The sequence below is a fragment of the Vibrio sp. Isolate33 genome, from assembly GCF_022397895.1.
GTDB classification, from domain to species: domain Bacteria; phylum Pseudomonadota; class Gammaproteobacteria; order Enterobacterales; family Vibrionaceae; genus Vibrio; species Vibrio pomeroyi.
Window position 1 is genome coordinate 115,874 of record NZ_JAKEUP010000007.1, and the last position, 20,074, is coordinate 135,947.

Annotated in this window: 17 protein-coding genes; 9 read left to right on the forward strand and 8 right to left on the reverse strand. The window is 44.7% G+C overall.

What is annotated here, in order from left to right:
• Nucleotides 1-195 precede the first annotated feature (195 nt).
• Nucleotides 196-672 (reverse strand): YHS domain-containing (seleno)protein, encoded by a 477-nt coding sequence (locus L1D37_RS12690; protein ID WP_239848107.1) that lies wholly within the window; start codon nt 670-672, stop codon nt 196-198.
• Nucleotides 673-782: 110 nt separating this feature from the next.
• On the opposite strand from L1D37_RS12690, the gene L1D37_RS12695 reads away from it, so the two are divergent.
• A complete protein-coding gene (locus L1D37_RS12695) occupies nt 783-1,607 on the forward strand; it encodes an AraC family transcriptional regulator (RefSeq protein ID WP_239848108.1) in 825 nt (274 codons plus the stop codon).
• A 229-nt stretch (nt 1,608-1,836) separates the two neighbouring features.
• Nucleotides 1,837-2,715, forward strand: a complete 879-nt coding sequence (locus L1D37_RS12700; RefSeq protein ID WP_239848109.1) for a 6-carboxytetrahydropterin synthase — start codon at nt 1,837-1,839, stop codon at nt 2,713-2,715.
• A 123-nt stretch (nt 2,716-2,838) separates the two neighbouring features.
• Here L1D37_RS12700 and L1D37_RS12705 read toward each other — a convergent pair whose 3' ends face one another.
• Together L1D37_RS12705 and L1D37_RS12710 are read right to left on the reverse strand one after the other, a co-directional pair.
• The gene (locus L1D37_RS12705) at nt 2,839-3,879 is read right to left on the reverse strand and encodes an acyltransferase family protein (protein ID WP_239848110.1); all 1,041 of its coding nucleotides are present in this window, start codon (nt 3,877-3,879) and stop codon (nt 2,839-2,841) included.
• 122 nt (nt 3,880-4,001) lie between these two features.
• Nucleotides 4,002-4,958, reverse strand: a complete 957-nt coding sequence (locus tag L1D37_RS12710; RefSeq protein ID WP_239848111.1) for an AEC family transporter — start codon at nt 4,956-4,958, stop codon at nt 4,002-4,004.
• Between the two features lie 161 nt (nt 4,959-5,119).
• Here L1D37_RS12710 and L1D37_RS12715 point away from each other — a divergent pair, with 161 nt between their 5' ends.
• Complete coding sequence (locus tag L1D37_RS12715) at nt 5,120-5,713, forward strand: TetR/AcrR family transcriptional regulator (protein ID WP_008216752.1); 594 nt, start codon at nt 5,120-5,122, stop codon at nt 5,711-5,713.
• Between the two features lie 172 nt (nt 5,714-5,885).
• Entirely contained in the window at nt 5,886-6,734 is an 849-nt protein-coding gene (locus L1D37_RS12720) for an alpha/beta hydrolase (RefSeq protein ID WP_239848112.1), read from the forward strand.
• Between the two features lie 112 nt (nt 6,735-6,846).
• Here the strand turns inward: L1D37_RS12720 and L1D37_RS12725 are convergent, their stop codons facing one another.
• Together L1D37_RS12725 and L1D37_RS12730 are read right to left on the reverse strand one after the other, a co-directional pair.
• Nucleotides 6,847-9,387 carry a glycosyl hydrolase family 18 protein gene (locus L1D37_RS12725; RefSeq protein ID WP_239848113.1) on the reverse strand — a complete coding sequence of 847 codons (2,541 nt, stop codon included), beginning with the start codon at nt 9,385-9,387 and terminating at the stop codon, nt 6,847-6,849.
• A gap of 400 nt (nt 9,388-9,787) precedes the next feature.
• Nucleotides 9,788-10,252, reverse strand: a complete 465-nt coding sequence (locus L1D37_RS12730; RefSeq protein WP_176678989.1) for a DUF2850 domain-containing protein — start codon at nt 10,250-10,252, stop codon at nt 9,788-9,790.
• Between the two features lie 307 nt (nt 10,253-10,559).
• On the opposite strand from L1D37_RS12730, the gene L1D37_RS12735 reads away from it, so the two are divergent.
• Entirely contained in the window at nt 10,560-10,841 is a 282-nt protein-coding gene (locus tag L1D37_RS12735; protein ID WP_239848114.1) for a pyrimidine/purine nucleoside phosphorylase, read from the forward strand.
• Nucleotides 10,842-11,027: 186 nt separating this feature from the next.
• On the opposite strand, the gene L1D37_RS12740 is transcribed toward L1D37_RS12735, so the two are convergent.
• Nucleotides 11,028-11,894 (reverse strand): pirin family protein, encoded by an 867-nt coding sequence (locus L1D37_RS12740; RefSeq protein ID WP_239848115.1) that lies wholly within the window; start codon nt 11,892-11,894, stop codon nt 11,028-11,030.
• A 157-nt stretch (nt 11,895-12,051) separates the two neighbouring features.
• Here L1D37_RS12740 and L1D37_RS12745 point away from each other — a divergent pair, with 157 nt between their 5' ends.
• Entirely contained in the window at nt 12,052-12,333 is a 282-nt protein-coding gene (locus L1D37_RS12745) for a hypothetical protein (RefSeq protein ID WP_239848116.1), read from the forward strand.
• On the opposite strand, the gene L1D37_RS12750 is transcribed toward L1D37_RS12745, so the two are convergent.
• Nucleotides 12,330-13,520 carry a GGDEF domain-containing protein gene (locus L1D37_RS12750; protein ID WP_239848159.1) on the reverse strand — a complete coding sequence of 397 codons (1,191 nt, stop codon included), beginning with the start codon at nt 13,518-13,520 and terminating at the stop codon, nt 12,330-12,332. The genes L1D37_RS12745 and L1D37_RS12750 overlap by 4 nt on opposite strands.
• 315 nt (nt 13,521-13,835) lie before the next feature.
• Here L1D37_RS12750 and L1D37_RS12755 point away from each other — a divergent pair, with 315 nt between their 5' ends.
• Nucleotides 13,836-14,174 carry a DUF1840 domain-containing protein gene (locus tag L1D37_RS12755; protein ID WP_239848117.1) on the forward strand — a complete coding sequence of 113 codons (339 nt, stop codon included), beginning with the start codon at nt 13,836-13,838 and terminating at the stop codon, nt 14,172-14,174.
• 164 nt (nt 14,175-14,338) lie between these two features.
• Here L1D37_RS12755 and L1D37_RS12760 read toward each other — a convergent pair whose 3' ends face one another.
• Nucleotides 14,339-15,118 (reverse strand): hypothetical protein, encoded by a 780-nt coding sequence (locus tag L1D37_RS12760; protein WP_239848118.1) that lies wholly within the window; start codon nt 15,116-15,118, stop codon nt 14,339-14,341.
• Nucleotides 15,119-15,359: 241 nt separating this feature from the next.
• On the opposite strand from L1D37_RS12760, the gene L1D37_RS12765 reads away from it, so the two are divergent.
• Together L1D37_RS12765 and uhpT are read left to right on the forward strand one after the other, a co-directional pair.
• Nucleotides 15,360-18,275 (forward strand): alkaline phosphatase family protein, encoded by a 2,916-nt coding sequence (locus L1D37_RS12765; RefSeq protein ID WP_239848119.1) that lies wholly within the window; start codon nt 15,360-15,362, stop codon nt 18,273-18,275.
• A 367-nt stretch (nt 18,276-18,642) separates the two neighbouring features.
• Entirely contained in the window at nt 18,643-20,037 is a 1,395-nt protein-coding gene (gene uhpT, locus L1D37_RS12770; RefSeq protein WP_239848120.1) for a hexose-6-phosphate:phosphate antiporter, read from the forward strand.
• The last annotated feature ends 37 nt before the right edge of the window (nt 20,038-20,074 follow it).

Below are 20,074 nucleotides of genomic sequence, written 5' to 3' on the forward strand. Positions count from 1 at the left end.
TTATCTTGTAGAAGTATAGAATATAAATAGATTTTGTACGTCTTGCCAATAGCTTCGGCGTTGACTATTTTTGGACATCCACAATGAAAACGGAAGCGCTCGGTCGCTTCCGTTTTTATTTGTGGGCAATGGATATACGTTGAATGCTAGAACTTAGAACTTAGAACTTAGAACTTAGAACTTAGAACTTAGAACTTAGAGCTTATAAGCTTCGACAGTTTTGATTGTGGTCCAGTTGCTGTTGGCGTCTTGGATGAATTCTTGTGTGTTCTCCAACCAACGCTTTTGAACCGACTTGTCTAAGTTTAGGTACAGCTTTCCATCTTCTACTTTCCAAGCTAGAGGATCGGTCTCAAACTTCTTACCCATCGCCACCCCAAAGGCGCAGTAACCACCATATTGAGGCGCATAAGATTGTGGGTCTTCGCGGAATTGGTCTCGGTTTTCACTGCTCACAAACTGATAAATGGCGTTTTTGTACGTAGCTGTGAATTCAGGTGTGCCTTTCACTGGCCCTTTATTGTCGAAGTAAGCCACTGGGTCGTAGCCTTTAATCGCGAGATCGTTACTGTCGACACTCATGTCAAGGTCGGCTGCTATGATAGAAAAGCTCGCGCCTAGTAACGCGCCCATTAGAGTGATTTTTTGACTGGTCGATTTAAAATGTGACATATCAAGTTCCTTGTCAGTATTAGTTAGCTTGTATGAAATAAATTAGCCGACTGCTCCGGTCTATAGAGGGACAAAAGAACCAAAAAGTAAGCGAATCGTTCGGAGGATGCATGGATCTGCTGTCACAATTAATGGAACACTTCTCGATACGCACCGGTGTTTTTTATTCTGGAAACTTGTGTGGGGTATCGTCATTTAACGCGCAACAAGGCAAAGAAGGGCACCTTCATGTATTGAGTGCAGGTGAGTTGACTCTATCGAGTTCGAATACAGGACACAGGAAGCTCTCCCAGCCTTGTATCGTCTATTTACCCAATAGCACGCCACATGCGATTGAAGGGGTTGGAGAGGGTGCAGAAGTTGTGTGTGCGAGCGTGGAATATCGCTCGGGGCAAATGAATCCGTTGTTGTCTGCGCTTCCAGACGTGATTGTGATTCCGTTTGAAGACGCGCCTAACCTTATGCCGGTGATTAAGGTGCTGTTTCGAGAATCGAACCAAGAGTCATCAGGCCAACAATATCTAATGGATAAGTTGAGTGACGCGTTAATGGCTTTGATTTTCCGCCATCTCATTGAACAACAGCAAATCGATAAAGGCGTATTTTCTGCGCTTGCTCATCCGCGGCTCGCTCCGGTCGTTACTGCGATTCACCTAATGCCTGCTCGACATTTTTCGATAGCTCAAATGGCTTCATTGGCGGCGATGTCTCGAACTCAATTTATCGAGGCGTTCAAGCGCGAGGTGGGCGAAACTCCGGGTGATTATGTCCAAAAGTGGCGCGTGTCTGTGGCTCAGTCTTTGCTGTTACAAAACAAACCCATCAATTGGGTGGCGGATGAAGTGGGGTACAACAGTTATTCTGGATTCTCGCGTGCTTTTCAGCATGTCGCGGGAATGTCGCCACGTTTATGGCTAAAGCAAAATGTGTCGTAAAGCGCTGGCAACCCTACCTGTAATATGGCTATTGGCGTGAGACTGGCCTATGTTTTAGCGGAAATTGAGCGTAGTTTGTTCATTTCTCGAATGACGGTGTAAAAAGGTGGACTTTATAAGCTCGTTGTAACATCCTGCCCGTCCTATTTTATCAGACATCAATGAGACGAAGTGCCTGCTGAACATTATTCAGCCTCCCGTATCTCATTAAAGCACTAAGGAGTTCCACTTGAACCTATTTGTAAGAGACCTTACCGTTATCGATTCTTCATACATCTGTGAACACAGAGGGGTCGTAGGAGATAGTTGGATTTTAGATGTCACCATGTCTGGTGAACTGAACGAAATGAGCATGGTGCTAGACTTTAGCCGAGTCAAAAAGCAGATCAAACAGCTGGTTGATCAACATGTTGACCACCGCTTACTGCTGCCAATGAAAAACGCTGCAATCGTGCATCAAGCAAGCAAAGTAGGTTACTCTAAGGTAGACGTGCTGCGTGGTGACAAGAGCCTGCATCTGCACTGCCCTGATGAAGCCTACTGCCTGATTGATGCTGAAGCGATCACCATCGAGAGTGTGACCGCGCACGTTTATGACATTCTTCGCGACAACCTTCCAAGTAACGTCACAGGGTTAGAGATTACCCTTCGCCATGAAAACATTAATGGCGCGTTCTACCACTATACACATGGCTTGAAAAAGCACGATGGCAACTGTCAGCGCATCGCGCATGGTCACCGTTCTCCTGTCGAAATTTTGGTTGATGGTCAACGTGACGAACAGCGCGAGCAGGCGTTTGCTCAGCGCTGGGAAGATATCTACTTAGGTTCTAAAGAAGACCAAGTTTCGGTTTCATCACTTAACCTGAGCGAACACGCGCAAAGTGCTAATGATGAAAGTCACTATGGCTTCCGCTACACGGCGCCACAAGGTGAGTTTGAGCTAGCGATTGCTAAAAGTGAAACGGAGATCTTACCAACCGATACCACGGTGGAATTGCTGGCAGGTTATATTGCGGAGCAAGTAGCTCCAAGCTTGGCAGAAAACCAGTCATTACAAATCGTGGCTTATGAAGGGGTAGGTAAAGGCGCGATGGCGTTCTTATAACACCTCACGAGTGAGATAATCTCAGCTCCAATATGATGAAAGAAAGGCAAGATATTAAGTTATCTTGCCTTTCTTTTTTGTTGCTAGTTAAACCGAGAAAGTTCTTTGCGCCATTTTTTGGTGCTAACGAAGTAGCACGTGTCTTAATGGTGTTTTTTCGATCCCAACAACTAACCCGAAGCTTAACAATGCAGTGCCAAAGAATACGGTCACGTCTTTTGCTAACTCAGTGATACCCAACACTCCACAGACATTGAACAGCACGATAATGATCAGCAAATGGCAAACGTAGATGCCTAACATACGATTCGAGATCGCGCGGACCCACGCGTAGTCGCCGATGTTTGGATTAGCCAAAAGCCACATAAACACGCCCATTCCCCATAGTGCCGTACCAAACAAGAAATCATTCATATTGAATCCGACGTCGAACGTGGTTAACCATGCCGCCTCAGTAAAGTGAATCAACATGCCTAACGCTAATAATACCAATACTTTAGTTGATGACACTTTCCATTGATTCTGACGAATGAGGAAACCTAAGGTCACCATTAACGTGCTAAAGAACGGACCGTTACGCGTGAAAAATGGAGCGCTTAGGTCGGTTAAGCTCGCGTAGCTGCCCGCTAAAACACCATAGACGTAAAGTACAATAGCTGTTGGTAATAGCAGTTTGTCGAGTTTCATTTCGACCATTAGAGCGATGATCAAAACGGCACATACCAGCGCAGGAATAAACCACAAGTGAACCAATCCACCCTCTAAGAAAGAGTTGAGCGGAGTGTTCATTAAAAAGCCCCAATAGCCTTGGCGTTCGCCTAAGTAACCGAACTCTTCCACCTTCGCGAGGTTGAATGGCATTACTAGACAAATGATGCTCCAAACCAACCAAACCTTGAGTAGTGGCTTAGAGTAGTTGACCACGGTTGTCCAAGGCGATGCGGTCAGCTTAGGTTGAATCAGATATCCTGAGATAAGGAAGAAAAGAGGCACAGCGAAGCGAGCGGTTTGGTTAAGCACATAGCCAATCCAAGGCACTTCATCGATTTGCCAATAAGTAAGTGCCATTTGGCCATGTAAGCCAATGATCGCCAAGATAGCAATCACTCGACCCAACTCAATACTGGCGATGCGTTGTGAAGGCGTATGTTGAACGGAAGACATATCAGATCTCTAAGAAAATTTTCGTAGAATCTAACAGCCTTTTTATTGAACCAGTTAGCGCTAAATCAAGGGTTGCGAGCTTTGTTTTAAGGCTTGTATTGATTCTTTGAAGCCTGTCGCAGCTATATTAAATCCATTGCAGTAAGTACGAAAATACCAAGCGTACAAGTGATTAGTGAAACGACAGTGGTGAGCGCGATAATATTAGCAGCCAATGTTGAATTACCGCCCATCGCACGTGCCATAACATAGCTCGCCGCAGCGGTCGGTGCGGCGCTCATCAAGAAGATAAGACCAAGATCTAATCCTCTAAAACCGAAGAACAGGGCAGCTAGCGTGATCAGCAGCGGAGCCAAAACCAGTTTGTATCCAGTCGAGAACCAAGTTGGACCCTTATCTTTTTTCAGAGAGCGTATATCAAGCGACCCTCCCGTGCACAAAAGGGCTAACGGTAATGTCATATTAGCGAAATATTGCCCTGCATCGGTCACCATTTTCGGTACTGGAATCGACAGTAAGTAGAACAATACACCTAAGGCGATCGAGATAATCAAAGGGTTTTTGGTGAGTGTTTTAACGATGACTTGAATGGCTTTGTCACCCGACTCTTGTCCCTTTGGAGTGAGCGCGATAACAGCCTGAATATTATAAAGAACCGTCAAGGAGGCGACATAAAGAGCAGCGAGTGCGACACCATCGTTACCGTATATATTGGCAACATAAGCAAGCCCGATAATAGCAGTGTTGGCGCGAAAGCCACCTTGCACTATCACACCTTGGTCTTGAGGCTTTTTAAAAGCCATTTTAGTGCTGACAGTGGTGAACACGAAGAAGGCTAGGTTGGCTAACAAGCCAAAGATGACGAGCTTTCCACTTGCGGCAAAATCGTGGTTAGACTGGACAATGCTGAGAAACAACATCGCGGGTAGAGTGACTTGAAACACCACCTTGGATGCGACATCAATGAAGTTGTCATTGATTAAGCCAATTCGCTTGAGCATCACACCAAGAAACAGCATTAAACAGATAGGGCCTGTTACTGACGCCGAAAACGCAAACTGTTCCCAAAGTGTGTTCATTCTTTTTCCTTTGTTAGTCGATTTCAATTTCCTTTGAATACTGTCGCATTTTTCCACAGTTCTTTGATAAGACAAAATGAATAGCAAGGGTTACGTAAAAAATCTTGAAAAAAAGAACGAACGTGCTAAAAATAACGTATCAGATTTATTATTGGTGAATAATGAGCAAGGGAAAGATAACTAAAGAGTATATTTTGAGCCATGCATTCGCGCTTGCGAGTGAGAATGGACTTGAGAGTTTGACCATTGGCGAGTTAGCCAAGCAGTGTGGCATGTCTAAGAGTGGCTTGTTTGCGCACTTCAACTCTAAAGAGAATCTACAACTCTCTGTACTCGAGTATTCCAACGCCATATTCACCGAAAGAGTCATTATTCCCGCAAGAGAGCTGGGAGATGGTGATATCGAAGCGAAATTGAAACAGCTGCTCGACAATTGGCTGGGCTGGAACCATTCGTTCCAAGGTAGCTGCATGTTTATTGATGCTTGGAAAGATGCAGGCAGTGAAACGTCTGTAATTCAGAAAGCGCTGCAGAAAACCATTTCGGTTTGGATTGACTACTTAACGATTCAGGTAGCAAAAGCGGTTGAGAGCAAGCAGTTCAGAGCCGACTTAGATCCGAAACAGGCCACTTTTGAGTTATACGGTCTCTATCTGAGCGCAAACTTGTTCTATTCATTGCGAGGCCAACAAGCGAGCCACACGCATTTTTGGAGCGGTGTAGAGCGCTTAATCGCCAGCTGGAAAGCGGTTTAACTCGCAAAGCATGTGAGCTTTGCTGATGTAAGGTCTAATAATTTTAAAAGAAGTGGCGGCAAGCAGTGATACACAGCTTTGCTCCATTTTTTATACCAACAAATAGCACGGTCGTTCGATTTTTAGGGCCGAGCTCGATCCGCCAATCAAGATGGCGATACAAGGAACGGTCATGAGTGACAAAATTTACTTTAATACATCGAACAAATTCAGCTTCAAGCGCAGTCTGATTGGTGCAACAACTAACCTGCATTACATTCTAGCGCCGAGCCATGCAAAGAAAACAGCGCGTAAGTTATTGCTTACCCCAATGCGTACCGAGCAAAAAAATGCCGATCCACAAGGGCTGATCAAGAGTGAAATCAAAGGCCGTGATGGCGTGCTAAAAACTTACTCTCTAGGTACTGGTCCTGTTTGGGTGCTAACTCATGGTTGGTCTGGCACCGCGAGTCAGTTCTTTCCTTTGATGGAACATATCGCAGCGAAAGGCTTTACGGCTCTGGCTTATGATCATCCAGCTCATGGTGGCAGTGATGGTGTTCATGGTCATATCCCTGCATTTGTGAATGGCTTGGAAGCGGTTCTAGATTCGGTTGGCGAAGTGGCAGGTTTAGTCGGTCATAGTATGGGTACGGCTTCTGCGTTGGAATGTAAGCATGTTAAGTTGGAAAATAAACCGTTGTTGCTGATCGCTCCAGTACTGGATTACCTCGAAAACCTATTTGGTAGCGTGGCTCGTTCTGGTTACTCAATGAAGCTTTTTGAGGCGGTAGTTGGTGAAGTGGAAGAGCAATTTAACTACCCAATTCAGTCAGTCGATCCTTATGGCAAGCTAGCGCTTCGTGAGTCTCAAACAATCATTGTTCATGACGAGAAAGACAAGTTTACTAAGTTTGATGTGTCTCAGCGTGCAGCCAATGAGATGGAACGCGTTACCTTGATTGCTACTCAAGGCCAAGGCCACGGTCGAGTGATGAAGTGCCCGCAAGTATTCGAGAGCTTTGATAACTTGATTGGTTAGGTTTAACTAATCAAACAAGTCGAACGCAGGTTAAGACAACAAATACTAAAAAGGCCAACCAGATATTCTCTGGTTGGCCTTTGCTTTTAGTTGGCTTTAGCTAACCTTGTCCTTAGTTAGCACAGTTTGCTGGGCCGATCTCTTTCCACACACCCCATTGGCCTGTCGTTGTTGGATCTTCACCTGTTGTCCACCATTTCGCTTCCCAAACCTTACCGCCTTGAGTTACTTGGTCGCCACCAGTGTAGACTGCACTTGAATCCCAAGCGTTAGTACACGTGCCACCACCTGTGGTTTTCTTAAGAACTTTCACTGAAGTAGCCGCGACTGATGTATCGGTACCATCACTCACTGTTACAGAGAAGTTCAGTACCGTGTCTTGCGCGTATTCAGCCGCGACAAAGCTTACCGAAGCGCCTTGGACTGTTGCGTTGATACCTGCTGGTACATCCCACGTGAAGGTTAATGTGTCTTGATCCGCATCGCTAGACGCTGACGCATCAACCACAACAACGTCACCTGCATTGACTTCAGCCGGAGCCGTAACCACTGCTACCGGAGCTGTGTTGACTGGGCCTGTGTCTTTAGGGGTTACCGTTACAACAACCGTGTCTGTTGACGTTGCGCCTTCGTTGTCTGTTACGGTTAGGCTGAATGTTAGAGTCTCTTGCTGTGCGACTTCAACAACATCGAAGCTTGCAACCGCTGCATTGGCATTAACCAGTGTTACGGCTGGACCGCTCACTTGTGACCAAGCGTAACTAGCGATTGTGCCGTCGCTGTCTTTTGAAGCACTGCCATCCAAAGAAACAGAAGCTGGGCCTTCAACGGATTGGTCGGCACCTGCTGCTGCAGTTGGTTTGCGGTTTACAGGATCGGTGGTGCCACCTGCTAGGCCTTCATGCATTGCATTCAGGATATCACCGTTATCTGCATCAATTTCCCAAGAGAATAGACCTGCAAGACCAAGACTACGAACGTACGCGCCTTTTGCTTTTACAGAGCGGTCATCATCAAATGTGATCAGCTGACCTGAAGTGCGGTTCCAAACGTAAGGTGCTTCTGCCATTTCGTCGTAGCCGTATTCGAAGCCATTAATACCTTGGTTGTTCGCACCAAGCATGTTCGCCTTAATGCCTTTATAGTCGATAACGCCATCTTCCCAGACGCCTTGTGCAGAGCTACCCTTCAGTTTGCCGTTACCAACCCCTGTCATAGGGTCGCTAGGATCTGAAAGTGATGATGGTAATACGCCTTCCCAACCACGACCGTACATCGCTGTACCAACAACAAGTTTGTTAGCTGGAACACCTTGCTCAAGAAGCAGTTGAATGCCGTTGTCTGTGGTGTAAGCAGGGCCTGTGTATGGTTCGCCGTTTTCATCAAGTCCTGTGCCATCACATTGACCAGGGCGCATGAAGTTACCGCAGTTCAATGCTGTTTGGTGACCCAACACGTTGTTCCACCCGCCGTAGAAGTCGTAAGTCATTGCGAAGATGTAATCCATGTATTGGATAGCATCGCCGTAGTCCACGTCTTCAATTTTATCGTGACCAACACCGATCGCTGATGTGAGTTCGTAAGTACGACCATTTTCAGCTTCTAGCTCATCTAGCATCACGCGTAGTTCTGCCATCAGTGCAATGTAAGCAGGGCCATCGTTTACTGGGTCACCTAGATCTGGTGCAGCACCGCCGCCGCCAGGGAATTCCCAGTCGATATCCACACCGTCGTAGAATTTCCATGTGTTAAGGAATTTCTTAACCGATGCGACAAAGGTGTCACGGTTTGCTTTGGTTGTGAAATCGAAGAATGGGTCAGACAGTGTCCAACCACCAATCGATGGGATGATCTTCAAATCAGGATTACGCTGTTTTAGCGCCATCATCATTGCGTAGTTACCCTTGATCGGTGAGCTGTATTCGTGGCCTGCTTGAGGGAAACTCTTCTGGAAAGCAGCCCATGGGTCATGAATCACTACTTCGTAATCATTCACACCCTGACAAGCTGTCATGAGGGCGTTGTAGCTGTTTCCACCTACCGATTTTACTGATTCGTTAGGACCACAAATTGGGATGAAGCCGTAAAGGATGTGGGTCAAGTTGTCAGCGGGTAGGTTATCTACCGTGTAGTCACGACCATAAATACCCCATTCAACAAAGTAAGTACCTACTACCGTGTTTGGATCTGTGTTGTATGACTTGTTGTTCGGATCCACATTCATCGCAAGTGGCGCTAAGTGTGCGCCATCGGTATCGGCAATCGTGATTTTAGTGGGTGCGCTTTTGCTACAACCTGTTTCGTCACACGCTTCAATTTCCATATCGAACAAGCCGCCTTGGCCGTATTCGAATGAGGCCGTGGTTTGGCTGCCAGTGATTGGGCCCGTGGCGACTTTAACGCCATCAAAGTAGATGTTGTACGTGTTTCCTGACGTTCCGCTCCATTGGTTGAACTTAACGTCGACTTTTGCTTTGTCGTGATATTTAACCATCTGGTTGTAGCCAGAGGTGGTTTCCATCGCGAGTTCGATTTTTGAAAATTGCAGGTTGTTGGAACCGTACATGTCGATGCTAGGTGCTGTCGGAGCAGCTAACGCTGTACCAGATAGCGCTAGAGCAATGCTTGCAGCACAGGTATTTATACGAATCATACTATTTCTCTCATTCCTTGAAGGTTACGAGAACCAAATGGCCCCATAAGCGGCTCCAGTCAGTTTTGAAGGAGCTTCCTCGTCAGTATTCGAGAGAGTTTTAATTTCATAACTGAAAATAAATCCGTTTTCGATGGACAACTAAAAAATTGTATCTTGTTACAATTTTGTTGCTTAATGAGTGAGAGGCTGAGTCCATGTTTTATAAAATAAAACATCATTCAGTAGGAAAATCTCATAAGTGAAATTACACGACATGAAGTTATGTAAAGGTGCGACAAACCATATGAAAATATCGCAACCTTGAAGCGGCATCACAAAGTATTGAACGTTAGGTAAGGTATTTAAAGGGTGTTGAGAACGTGCTTAAAGCGTATCGAGAGCTATTAGAGGGTGATGGCTATCTTTTGAATTGCTCTGCCAGTGAAGCGCGTCGTTGCTGCATGATGCTGTGAGTGTCACCGGTTGCGGTATCTTCATAACCTTCTTTGATGAACTGCTGAGAGGGTGTACTCGGTACCAATCGCTTTAAGCGAGGTGAATCGTAGGTACCACTAATAGTGTAAACCGTTGGTCCAGAACCTGTGTTGATCGTGACGATCTTGCCATCAAAATCAAACGAAGTACTGATGAAGCGATGGTTCATCATCACGCCATTGTCTGAAAGAGTCAGAATATCGGTTTTGTAAGGGGGAGCACCAATTTCTATCCATGTGCCATGGACATTGCTTGGACTGACAGATTGTTGGTGGGCTTGATAAGCAAAATAGCCTGCGGTGAGGGCAATCATAAAACCAGCTAATAGGAAGCTGTAAAGTAGCGAGTTGGCAAATAGATCTCTGCTTTTAGTGGGCTTTTTTGCCATTATCTCTTCATTTCCTCACATGTACCGTTCTTAAGTCTATAAATTAAAATCTTAGTTTGCAAAGATTGTTATAAGAGTTAGAAGCAGGATCGAATGTTCTAGATAAATGGGTTGCTTTGGATAATTTTCAGTTTCTCTAGTGGTATTTGTTCAATCAATGCATCTCAATTGTCGAAATGCTTAAGCTATGCGTATTTATTTCTTGTGGGAAAGCCGTGAATTGGTTAAAACAATTATCACCTAAATTTACGCATAGGCTTATTCGTTGAGCCCAATAACTGCAATTTGAAGATAACAAGGAAGTACAATGATTAAAGAAAACACATACTTTGAAGGTGGCGTTAAGTCATTAGCGTTTAACCAGTCTGGTGCTGATGTGAGTGTTGGTGTGATGGCGGCGGGTGAATACACATTCGGTACTGCTGCTCCTGAAAAGATGACCGTGGTTAAAGGCGCTCTGATTGTAAAGCGTGTTAGCGATGACGATTGGACAACATACCAATCTGGTGAGTCTTTTGACGTTGCGGGCGATTCTTCTTTCGACCTGCAAGTAAAAGAAGCAACAGCTTACTTGTGTGAGTACCTATAAGAAGCCTTAAATTAGCTTCTGCTCAATAAGAAAAAACCACGCTCTAGGAGCGTGGTTAAATAAGTGATAGTAACCGGCAGTGGATAGTGTCACTTGTTTTTACAGTCATCAAATGGACGACCAAAATTCGTTGTTAAGCCTCTTCAGTACTCTTTTCTAAGCTCACCAAAGCTCAAAGCACGAGCATTAATAAGTCTCAAAAACGCCGTTGTTGTAGTCCTGAATAGTCTGTTCAATCTCTTCCATCGAGTTCATGACAAACGGACCATAATGCACAACAGGCTCATCAATCGGTTGTCCAGCAAAAATCAACACACCTGAATCTTCTATGCTACTCAAAGAAAGTAGTTCAGCTTTGGTCAGTAACGCAAGTTGACCTTGGTTGATGACTTTACCATCGATCTGAATGCTGCCTCTGTACACGTAAGTCATGGCATTGTGAGTCGCATCAGTTTCCAAAGAAACTTCTTGGCCTGAATGAGCTCGCCAGTCCGCGACGCTTAATGGCACGCCTGTCTTTTGTAGTGGACCTTGTGCTCGCGAAGTTTCTGAGTCAGCTTGGTTATGTAGCTCAAATCCACCGGCAATCACTCGTAACAAACCGCCTTTTTCACTTTGATGTTCAGTAATACTTTCACTTTGGAAGTCATGGTACTGCGCAGGCTGCATTTTGTGTGCAGATGGCTGGTTTATCCAAATCTGAAAACCGTGTAGCGCACCTTCTTCCATCATTGGCATCTCACTGTGAATGACACCACGACCTGCAGCCATCCATTGTGCGCCGCCGCTGCGAAGTTCTCCGACATTTCCCATGTGGTCTTTGTGCTGGAAGTGACCTTGGAGCATGTAAGTGAGCGTCTCGATTCCACGGTGAGGATGAGGAGGAAAGCCGCCAACATAGTCTTTGCTTTCGTCCGATTTGAGTTCATCAATCATCAAAAATGGAGAGAAACGCGCGTTATTGAAACCAGCGACTCTTTGGATTTTGACGCCATCACCATCTGAGGTGGCATGCGCTGAAATTACATGCTCTACGGTTCTTACATTCGACATATTGAAACCCTCGTAAACTTGAATAGGGCTAGTTTATGGAATTTGATTTGAAAAGAAGATGGCACAACGTTGAGTGACTTATTCGAAAATCTTGAACAGGTAACAATATGAAATTAAGTCTATACTCAATATAGATGAGATCGCCAAGGAGGCCGCTATGGCAGTACAACAAAAACATGGCGAAAGGCACGGTCGAATGGGCTTTGATAATGATTTTACAACGGAGCAAGGTCAGCGTTTTACTGAAGTCGCGAATAACGCCGTTAAGCGACGGGGAAAAAAGCGTGAGGTGGAAGCGGCTTTTATGCATTCGGCAAAACAAGTCGCCTTTAAGCCAGTTGCTAGGACCAAGCGTATTAACCCAGACCGTACTCGACAGGTTGTATGGATTATTGTGATTGGGCTGGTAAGCCTTTGGGTCATGTATATGGCAGGCTAACGTTGACGTGTTTTTAACAGCGTTACATTGTTCCCTTCTACTTTCGTTTCAAGACACTCTTCAAGTTCAGAAGACCCCGATTCTGAACAAGGCAGATTCGTCGGTAATTCTTCTATCAATGTCGATACTGGGTTGTCGTGATAATAGGCATACCGGTTCTTCCCAGAATGCTTGGCCACGTACATGGCTTTGTCTGCACATCTTGTTAACTCATGCAATTCTGTCGCATCTTGTGGGTACAAAGACACACCAACACTGAGTGTCAGTTCTTTTATTCTTTCGTTTGTTTGGCAACCGCTCTCAAATAACCCACATATTCTATCGAGAATACCGTCGAGGTCTTTTCGAGTTGGAATATCGTAGAGCATCAGAACGAACTCATCCCCGGCAAAGCGTGCAATTGAATAATCGTATTCGTGACTCTTTCTATCTCGGGTTCGAATGTTGTTGCTCAAGCGATTGGCAAAATGTTGTAAGACGCTGTCGCCCACATCGTGCCCATAACTATCGTTAATGGCTTTAAAGTCATCGATGTCTAGAAAGACCAGTGCGGTAAGTGATCGCTTACTATCGACTGTCGCAAGTTTCTCTACAGCCCAGCGTTCAAAGCTCCAACGGTTTGCTAACCCTGTGAGTTGGTCTCGGTAGGCTAAATCTTCAATGCCTTCTTTGTACAAACGTTGAATATAGCTCACTGCTTTTGTGTAGTAATAAGCCGAGGTATGACACACCAAACTCATGGTAAATAGGCTAAGAACAAAGCGATGAGTGCTATTAAAAGGCAGAGAGAAATTGTTGGGCAACGCAGTAATCAGCGTGCTGATAAACAGACAAAATGAGGTGCTAAAGATAATGCCTATTCGGAAGTCGTTGATAAAAATCACCGCCGCCAAAATAGGGTAGAGCCAAAGGATTCGATCGGGAATGGCGTGGCTATATAAGAATAGGATGACGCCTTGAACGAGCAGTACACCACTTAGAATCAGTTCTGAGTAGTCAGGGTTGATAACCTTTCTGACGTAAAAGGCATTAGAGATAGCGATAATCGCAAAACACAGTTCAAAAACGGACAGTGTGTAATGCTGGCCCTGAAAATAAGCCCACGTGTAGAAAATAAATAGTGCCGCGGCAGTCAGTGAAAAGGAGTAGACAATTTTCTGTTTTCGGGTGGATCGAATGTCCGCCATTTCTTCTAGGTGTCTACCGACCAGCCTGTTCATGTGATTTGTGCCACTAATTTTGATGATGGTATTAATAGTAGATTAAATAACAAGCTACGCAGAGACTTAGATACCTATTTAGTGTGACTACTATCAAGGTTTCATATGAAAGACTAATTAAGACATTATTAATAGTGATGTATATCACCGACGGTGCAGATTTCTTGTAGGAAGTTGTCGCAAATGATTAGCTTGATAGCCGTTCTTTGATGATTATGTACTTGCTTTCCAATGATTTACTCAACATAGTTTGTAGACAATCGAATTTGATAGAGGCTTATTATGTTAATTACGTTTAGTTGCAAGGCTCACGCTAGCGTCACCATGTTTGGCGAGATCGGCCTTCAGTTCATCCAAATGCTTGGACATAGTGGCACTATCCCTGGAGCCATTGATGCTTCAGAGGTGCCTCAAGCTCTAAATAATTTACGTTCTGCGCTTGAGATCGAACAAAAGCAACCAGTAGATCAGAATGATGCAGACGACGATAACGAAGATGAAGTTGTTGAAGCGCCAGTGAATATTGGTAGCCGTGCATTTCCATTGGTAGAGTTGCTAAAAGCAGCTATCAAAGAAGAGTGTGAAGTGATGTGGGAAGACGGCAGCGGTAAGCGTTTGTAAGGTTTTTTATCCCTATTCTTTGCAGCACTAGCTACACAAAATAAGTGATATAGCCTTTGCTGCCAAAAATAGGGCACCATGTTCAAAGCCAGCACTAAACCATTGCTCAATATTTATAGCAATGTTGAGCGAAGTGGTTGTGCTGGATTTGTTATGTCACTCTATTAGCTCGCTTTATTGAAGCGGATAGATTGTAGCTTCTTCTCAGATCCATCGATGTACGCGTAACTGTCGATAATCCATAGCTTGTCACTCACCATCGCTAGTTCTAGGCGAACATCAGCACTGTTCACGTCTTGGTAAATGATGTCCTGAATGTTGGTTGGGTAGAAGTTGTAGCGATTCGCTTGTGGTTGATGTTCACCTGCGAAGTTAACCGTTACGTCAGTCGCGTCGTTCATGACATCCAGTTGGTAACCTTGTTCTGCCGTATAGGAAAACTGTGCAGATAGCTCAACGCCCTGCTGATTTCTAATATTGATGTTGGCTTGGCTGATACTCGCTAGATTACCCGTTGCTTGAAGGCTGTCGATATTGCTGTTGGTATCAACATGGTTACGAATGGTCACGCTCCACTCGCCAATGAAGTTATTAAGCTCTTGCCAGTTTTGTTGAGTTGTTTCAGTGCTCGCTGGGCTTACTGCTTGCGTGCCACCCGTTTGTGCAATGGCCTCGTTACGGCTGTCGTGACGGATGTTTTCACGATTGTTCTGAATATCGTTACTCGCACCTGCGACACCACCGGCTAGTCCGCCAACCATCGCTCCTTGAACCGCTAAATCCGCTTCACCTGTTAATGCGCCAAGTGTTAATCCAAGTAATGCACCACCCACAGCACCCTGCTTGGTACTTGCATTTGGATCATCTTCGCCCGGTGTCACACACCCAGCAAGTAGTGGAAGACTGATAGCTGCAGTCAGCGAAGCTTTAGTAAACGAGTTCATAAGTTTGGCCTTAAAATGTGTACAAATAAAGAGCATCAGACTTTATCAATGCAATGTCAGGAGATAATTATGAACAGTGTTTTATTTGTTGCGAAGTGTTTCAAACATTACGAGAAGAGTCATATCTTGCGATGAAAATTCAAATACTTTTATAGGCATAACTACACATATTTTTAGTAATTAAAGTAAACTGGAACAATAATTTATATTTATAAAAACACATTGAACTAAAGGATATTTGATGAGTTTCTATTCTCAAGCTCGTGGTTGTGCCAGTTTACTCAGTTCTCTTTCGCTGGCTGTTGTGTCAGCGCCCAGTTTCGCTGATATCTCGACAACGCCTGTTATTGGTGGCGTATTCAGTTCTAGCGAGGTGTTGAAAAATCAGGTGCTTTCAAGCCTGAGCTACTCGGCCACACTAACTCGCGATGCGGCACTGTTTACCATCGGCGGCGTAACCTTAGATGCGTATATTCTAGCACTGCCTTTAGATGCGAAAACGAAAGCACGAGTGATTGCTCAATTATCTAACCCAACTTACTCAATTCCTTTGGGCTATTTTCTCTATAGTTACTATGACCGTTATTCAGGTTTGGGCAGTGAAGATGTATTCAAAGCGTACCTGTCGACAGTCTATGATGATGAGGTATTAAAAGGCTTTGAACATAGCCTCTATTATGTCGGTGACGAGCCAGTATCAGAACATAAAGAGCCAGATACCTCGACTAAAGCAACTGGTCACCATGAAGGCATTCGTATCGATGAACACTTCATTGCCAATATGGTCGCTATCTACGATGCGCTGTTTGAAATTGGTGTTTGGCAAGACATGGAGACCCTCCCAGAGAGTTACACCTACTTAACCAATAGCCCTGAAGATTTAGTGATCATCGCTCAGATTCAACCGATCATTGTCGATCTAATAGGCAAAGCAGCATCCGGAATGGATGAAGGTGATATCAAATCAGCAATGCTTGCGATCGCAGAAGATGGCAAGCCTGAAAACGCTGATAAGCCGAACAATAAAGCGCAAGCCCTTACCATCACACTCATTGATTTCGTGCGCTTAAACTTACTTAAAGCCTACCGACAATTTGTGTTTAAAGAAGAGCGAGCAGAAGCGCTCGATGATTGGATGCAACAAGCATTTAGTGAAAAGCCAGAGCAGCTCATTCAATTTTTAGACTCTCAACAGAACAAGCGCTTTGCGGTTCAAGTGACTGTTGATGGTCTACAACAAGGTTTAATTGAAGGTTTAGTCGATGAGAGTACGCCTTTCATCTCGATCGCTTATCAGAATCATAAGAATCGAGCGCAGTACAAGCCTCAAGCTGAGGAGGTGATTGAACCTGAGCATCAACAACAGGTGCGGTTCATGGAAGTTTTATCTGAACAAACTTACCGCGATCCGTACTATCTACCTTTCTTCAAAAAGCTCTATCAAGAGCATCGTGACAATATTAGTCGAGTCGGCATATCTTCAACTCCGACGATCAGCGTACGTAACCTGCCAATAATTAAGACTGGCGCAAAGGTGTCGGGACAAGGTGGTACTGGCATTCCCAACTTCCATTTTGTTGATAGAGAGATTGACCGAGCGTATTACTTCTTCGGTAATGATGCGTTACAGTTGGATGTATTGATGGCAGACAACAAAGTGCAAACCATGTTTGATCGTCTTGATTATCTTAAAACGCTGAACTGTAACGCTCAATATGACTGGAATGCGCACACGACTTATGACGGCCTAGTGAATTTAGGTTTGGGGGAGTCGTTACGTGATTATGGTGAGAAACGCTGCGTTAAAGAACTGAAAGAGCGTTCTGAAGTTGAAGTGACTCTACGAGAAAAGCGTGCAGCCTTGATTAAAGATATTGAAGCGTATCAGTCTATATCTGGCTTTGATTTCTTCACCAAATATTCAAAGAAAGTTCAGGTGAAGCAGGCCATCACTCAGTACGCTGAACTCGATGGAAAAGGGATGCCGGACTACACCTTGGTTTATAACCCATGGCCGGATCACTTTGCACACTTCACGGGGCCTTTTAGTGACGAGATCTTAATGCCGACCGGCGAGCTAAACCGATTAGATTATTGGATTCGTCAAATTGAAGCGACTTATCGTAGCGCAGGTGTTTACGATAAAACTCTATGGGGTATGGCAGGTGATCATGGATTAACGCCAGTGTTTTACGCGCTTAACCCTGAGAAGCAAGTATTTGAAGGGTTACAAGCGGATCTGGATTACCCAATAGTAGTTAAGAAAATATCATCAGACGAAGGTGAGGGGCCTAAAATTACCAATGCTCTAAGCTATCCGAGCTCGAAGGACATTGATGTTGTTGTGGCCTCGACTGCTGGTGGCAACTTTATGATGGACTTCTTTAACTCAAGCCAAGGCTGGCAGGCGCAGCCCATCTATCAAGAACTCAAACAATGGACGCCACTTGCAGCGCCGAAAGATGAGAGTATTGATGTGATAGCTCAGATAACGCAGCGCTTGCCGGAAAGCCTCGATTACATGGTGGTCAGAGAGAGTGCTTGTGACCCGCAAAGTTGCGCAGTTCGTGTAATAGGTAATCGCGACTTAAAACGAGTTGATGAATTGATTACACGCGAAGGTGACAAGCTTTTCTACGAATCTTTGGATGCCAATCGACCTCCAATTTTACTCAACACCCAAACGCTCAATCCGTATTTAGCGGCACCAAGCAAGGCTGACTTTTCTCATTATTCCAAGTTAGTGGAAAAGTGCATAAACCGCGCAATCAAGGAAGATCTCACAACCTGGTGTAGCAGTGCGCAGTGGACAGAGTTAACCCAACTGACTCCTCGACCAGACTCTGTCAATCAACTAGCCAATATCTACCTTGAAGATAGAGCTGGAACGGTTAACCTGTTCCCGAAAGCTGGAATTGGTTACAACACCAAGGTACCGGGTCGTCATGCTGGTGAAGACTACCTAGAGAAAGACGCATTCATCGGTTTCTGGGGTACGCCAATTGGTGAAAACTCACAACCATTAAAAATCCAAGCCAATGGCTCGTTAGCGCCGACGCTTTTTGAATATTTAACCGGAGAGGCAGTGGTCGAAGGTGAGAAAGGTTGGGGTTATCCTTCGTTGCTCAATCATCTGGATGTTCCTAAGAACAACTAAATCGAAGCCTCAATGGCTTAGGTTTTGAAACTGGAAAGCGGGTCTAATGTGGCTTTCATTTGCCACATTAGACTTCTACTAAACATTTCTATGAAATAGGTCTTTGGTTGCTCAGAAGGGATCGAGCATGGCTTGAATGATGGCTTATATCCAAATCTTCCTCACGATATAACACATTTTAAACAAAGTGATACTCTTCACGTTTTCATGATGCCTTATTCTGAACTAAGAATTTTTCCTAGTTATTCTAAGACCCTCTCTCATGTGGTCGCTTTTTAGACTCCTTATTATTTCAATTATCAAATTGCAAAGAGTGCATGGTCTGCAATATGCCGTGCAAACCTCATCAATAATAAGAGAGTTTACAATGCTAAAGTTCCTAGATCAGGTTAGAAAACCGACACTGGATCTTCCGGTCGAAACCAGAAGAAAAATGTGGTTCAAGCCCTTCCTACAATCTTACCTAGTGGTGTTCATCGGTTATCTAACCATGTATTTGATCCGTAAGAACTTCAATGTCGCGCAAAACGACATGATTTCTACTTACGGTTTATCGATGACGGATCTTGGTCTTATCGGTTTGGGTTTCTCAATTACTTACGGTATCGGTAAGACGGTTGTTTCCTATTATGCCGACGGTAAAAACACCAAGCAGTTCTTGCCATTCATGCTTGTTCTTTCTGGTATTGCCATGTTGGGCTTCAGCTTCAGTATGGGCGGCGGCAGCGCGAGTTTATTCTTGATGGTGGCTTTCTATGCGTTGAGTGGTTTCTTCCAAAGTACGGGTGGACCTTCAAGTTACTCAACCATCACTAAATGGACACCTCGTAACAAGCGTGGTTCTTATTTAGGCCTTTGGAATATGTCACACAATGTGGGTGGAGCAGGTGCTGCTGGTGTTGCTTTGTTTGGTGCTAACTACCTATTTGATGGCAACGTGATCGGTATGTTCGTATTCCCATCAATCATCGCGATTGTGGTTGGTTTTATTGGTATGCGCTTTGGTAATGACTCACCAGAAGCATACGGCCTAGGTACGGTTGAAGAGTTGTTTGATGAAGAAGTCAGCGAAGAAGACACGGCTGCTGAAGAAAATCAGATGACGAAAAAAGAGATCTTTGTTGAATACATCCTTAAAAACAAAGTGATTTGGCTGCTCTGCTTCGCGAATATCTTCTTATACATTGTTCGTATCGGTATCGATCAATGGTCTACCGTTTATGCGTATCAAGAGCTAGGTCTATCAAAAGAAACCGCGATTTCAGGTTTCACGCTGTTTGAGGTTGGTGCTCTGGTCGGCACGCTAATGTGGGGTTATCTATCTGATCTTGCGAACGGACGTCGTGCTTTGGTTGCTTGTGTGTCGCTTGGTCTGATTATCGTTTCTCTCGAGTTCTACCAACACGCAACGAGTGAGTTCATGTACTTAGCATCACTGTTTGTGCTGGGCTTCCTAGTGTTTGGTCCTCAGTTACTGATTGGTGTTGCTGCGGTAGGTTTCGTACCTAAGAAAGCAATCAGCGTTGCGGATGGTGTGAAAGGCACGTTTGCTTACCTAATAGGTGACAGTTTCGCAAAACTTGGCTTAGGTATGATTGCGGACGGAACACCTATTTTCGGCTTAACAGGCTGGAAAGGAACGTTCGCTGCACTCGATACCTCAGCAGCTATTTGTATTATATTGCTATTGTTCGTTGCAGTTGCCGAAGAGAAGAAGATTCGTCACGCGAAGAAAATGCACTTAGCGGCTCAAAACGCGTAGCTTGTCTGGGCACTTGTTCTCGAAAGCATAGTTTCGG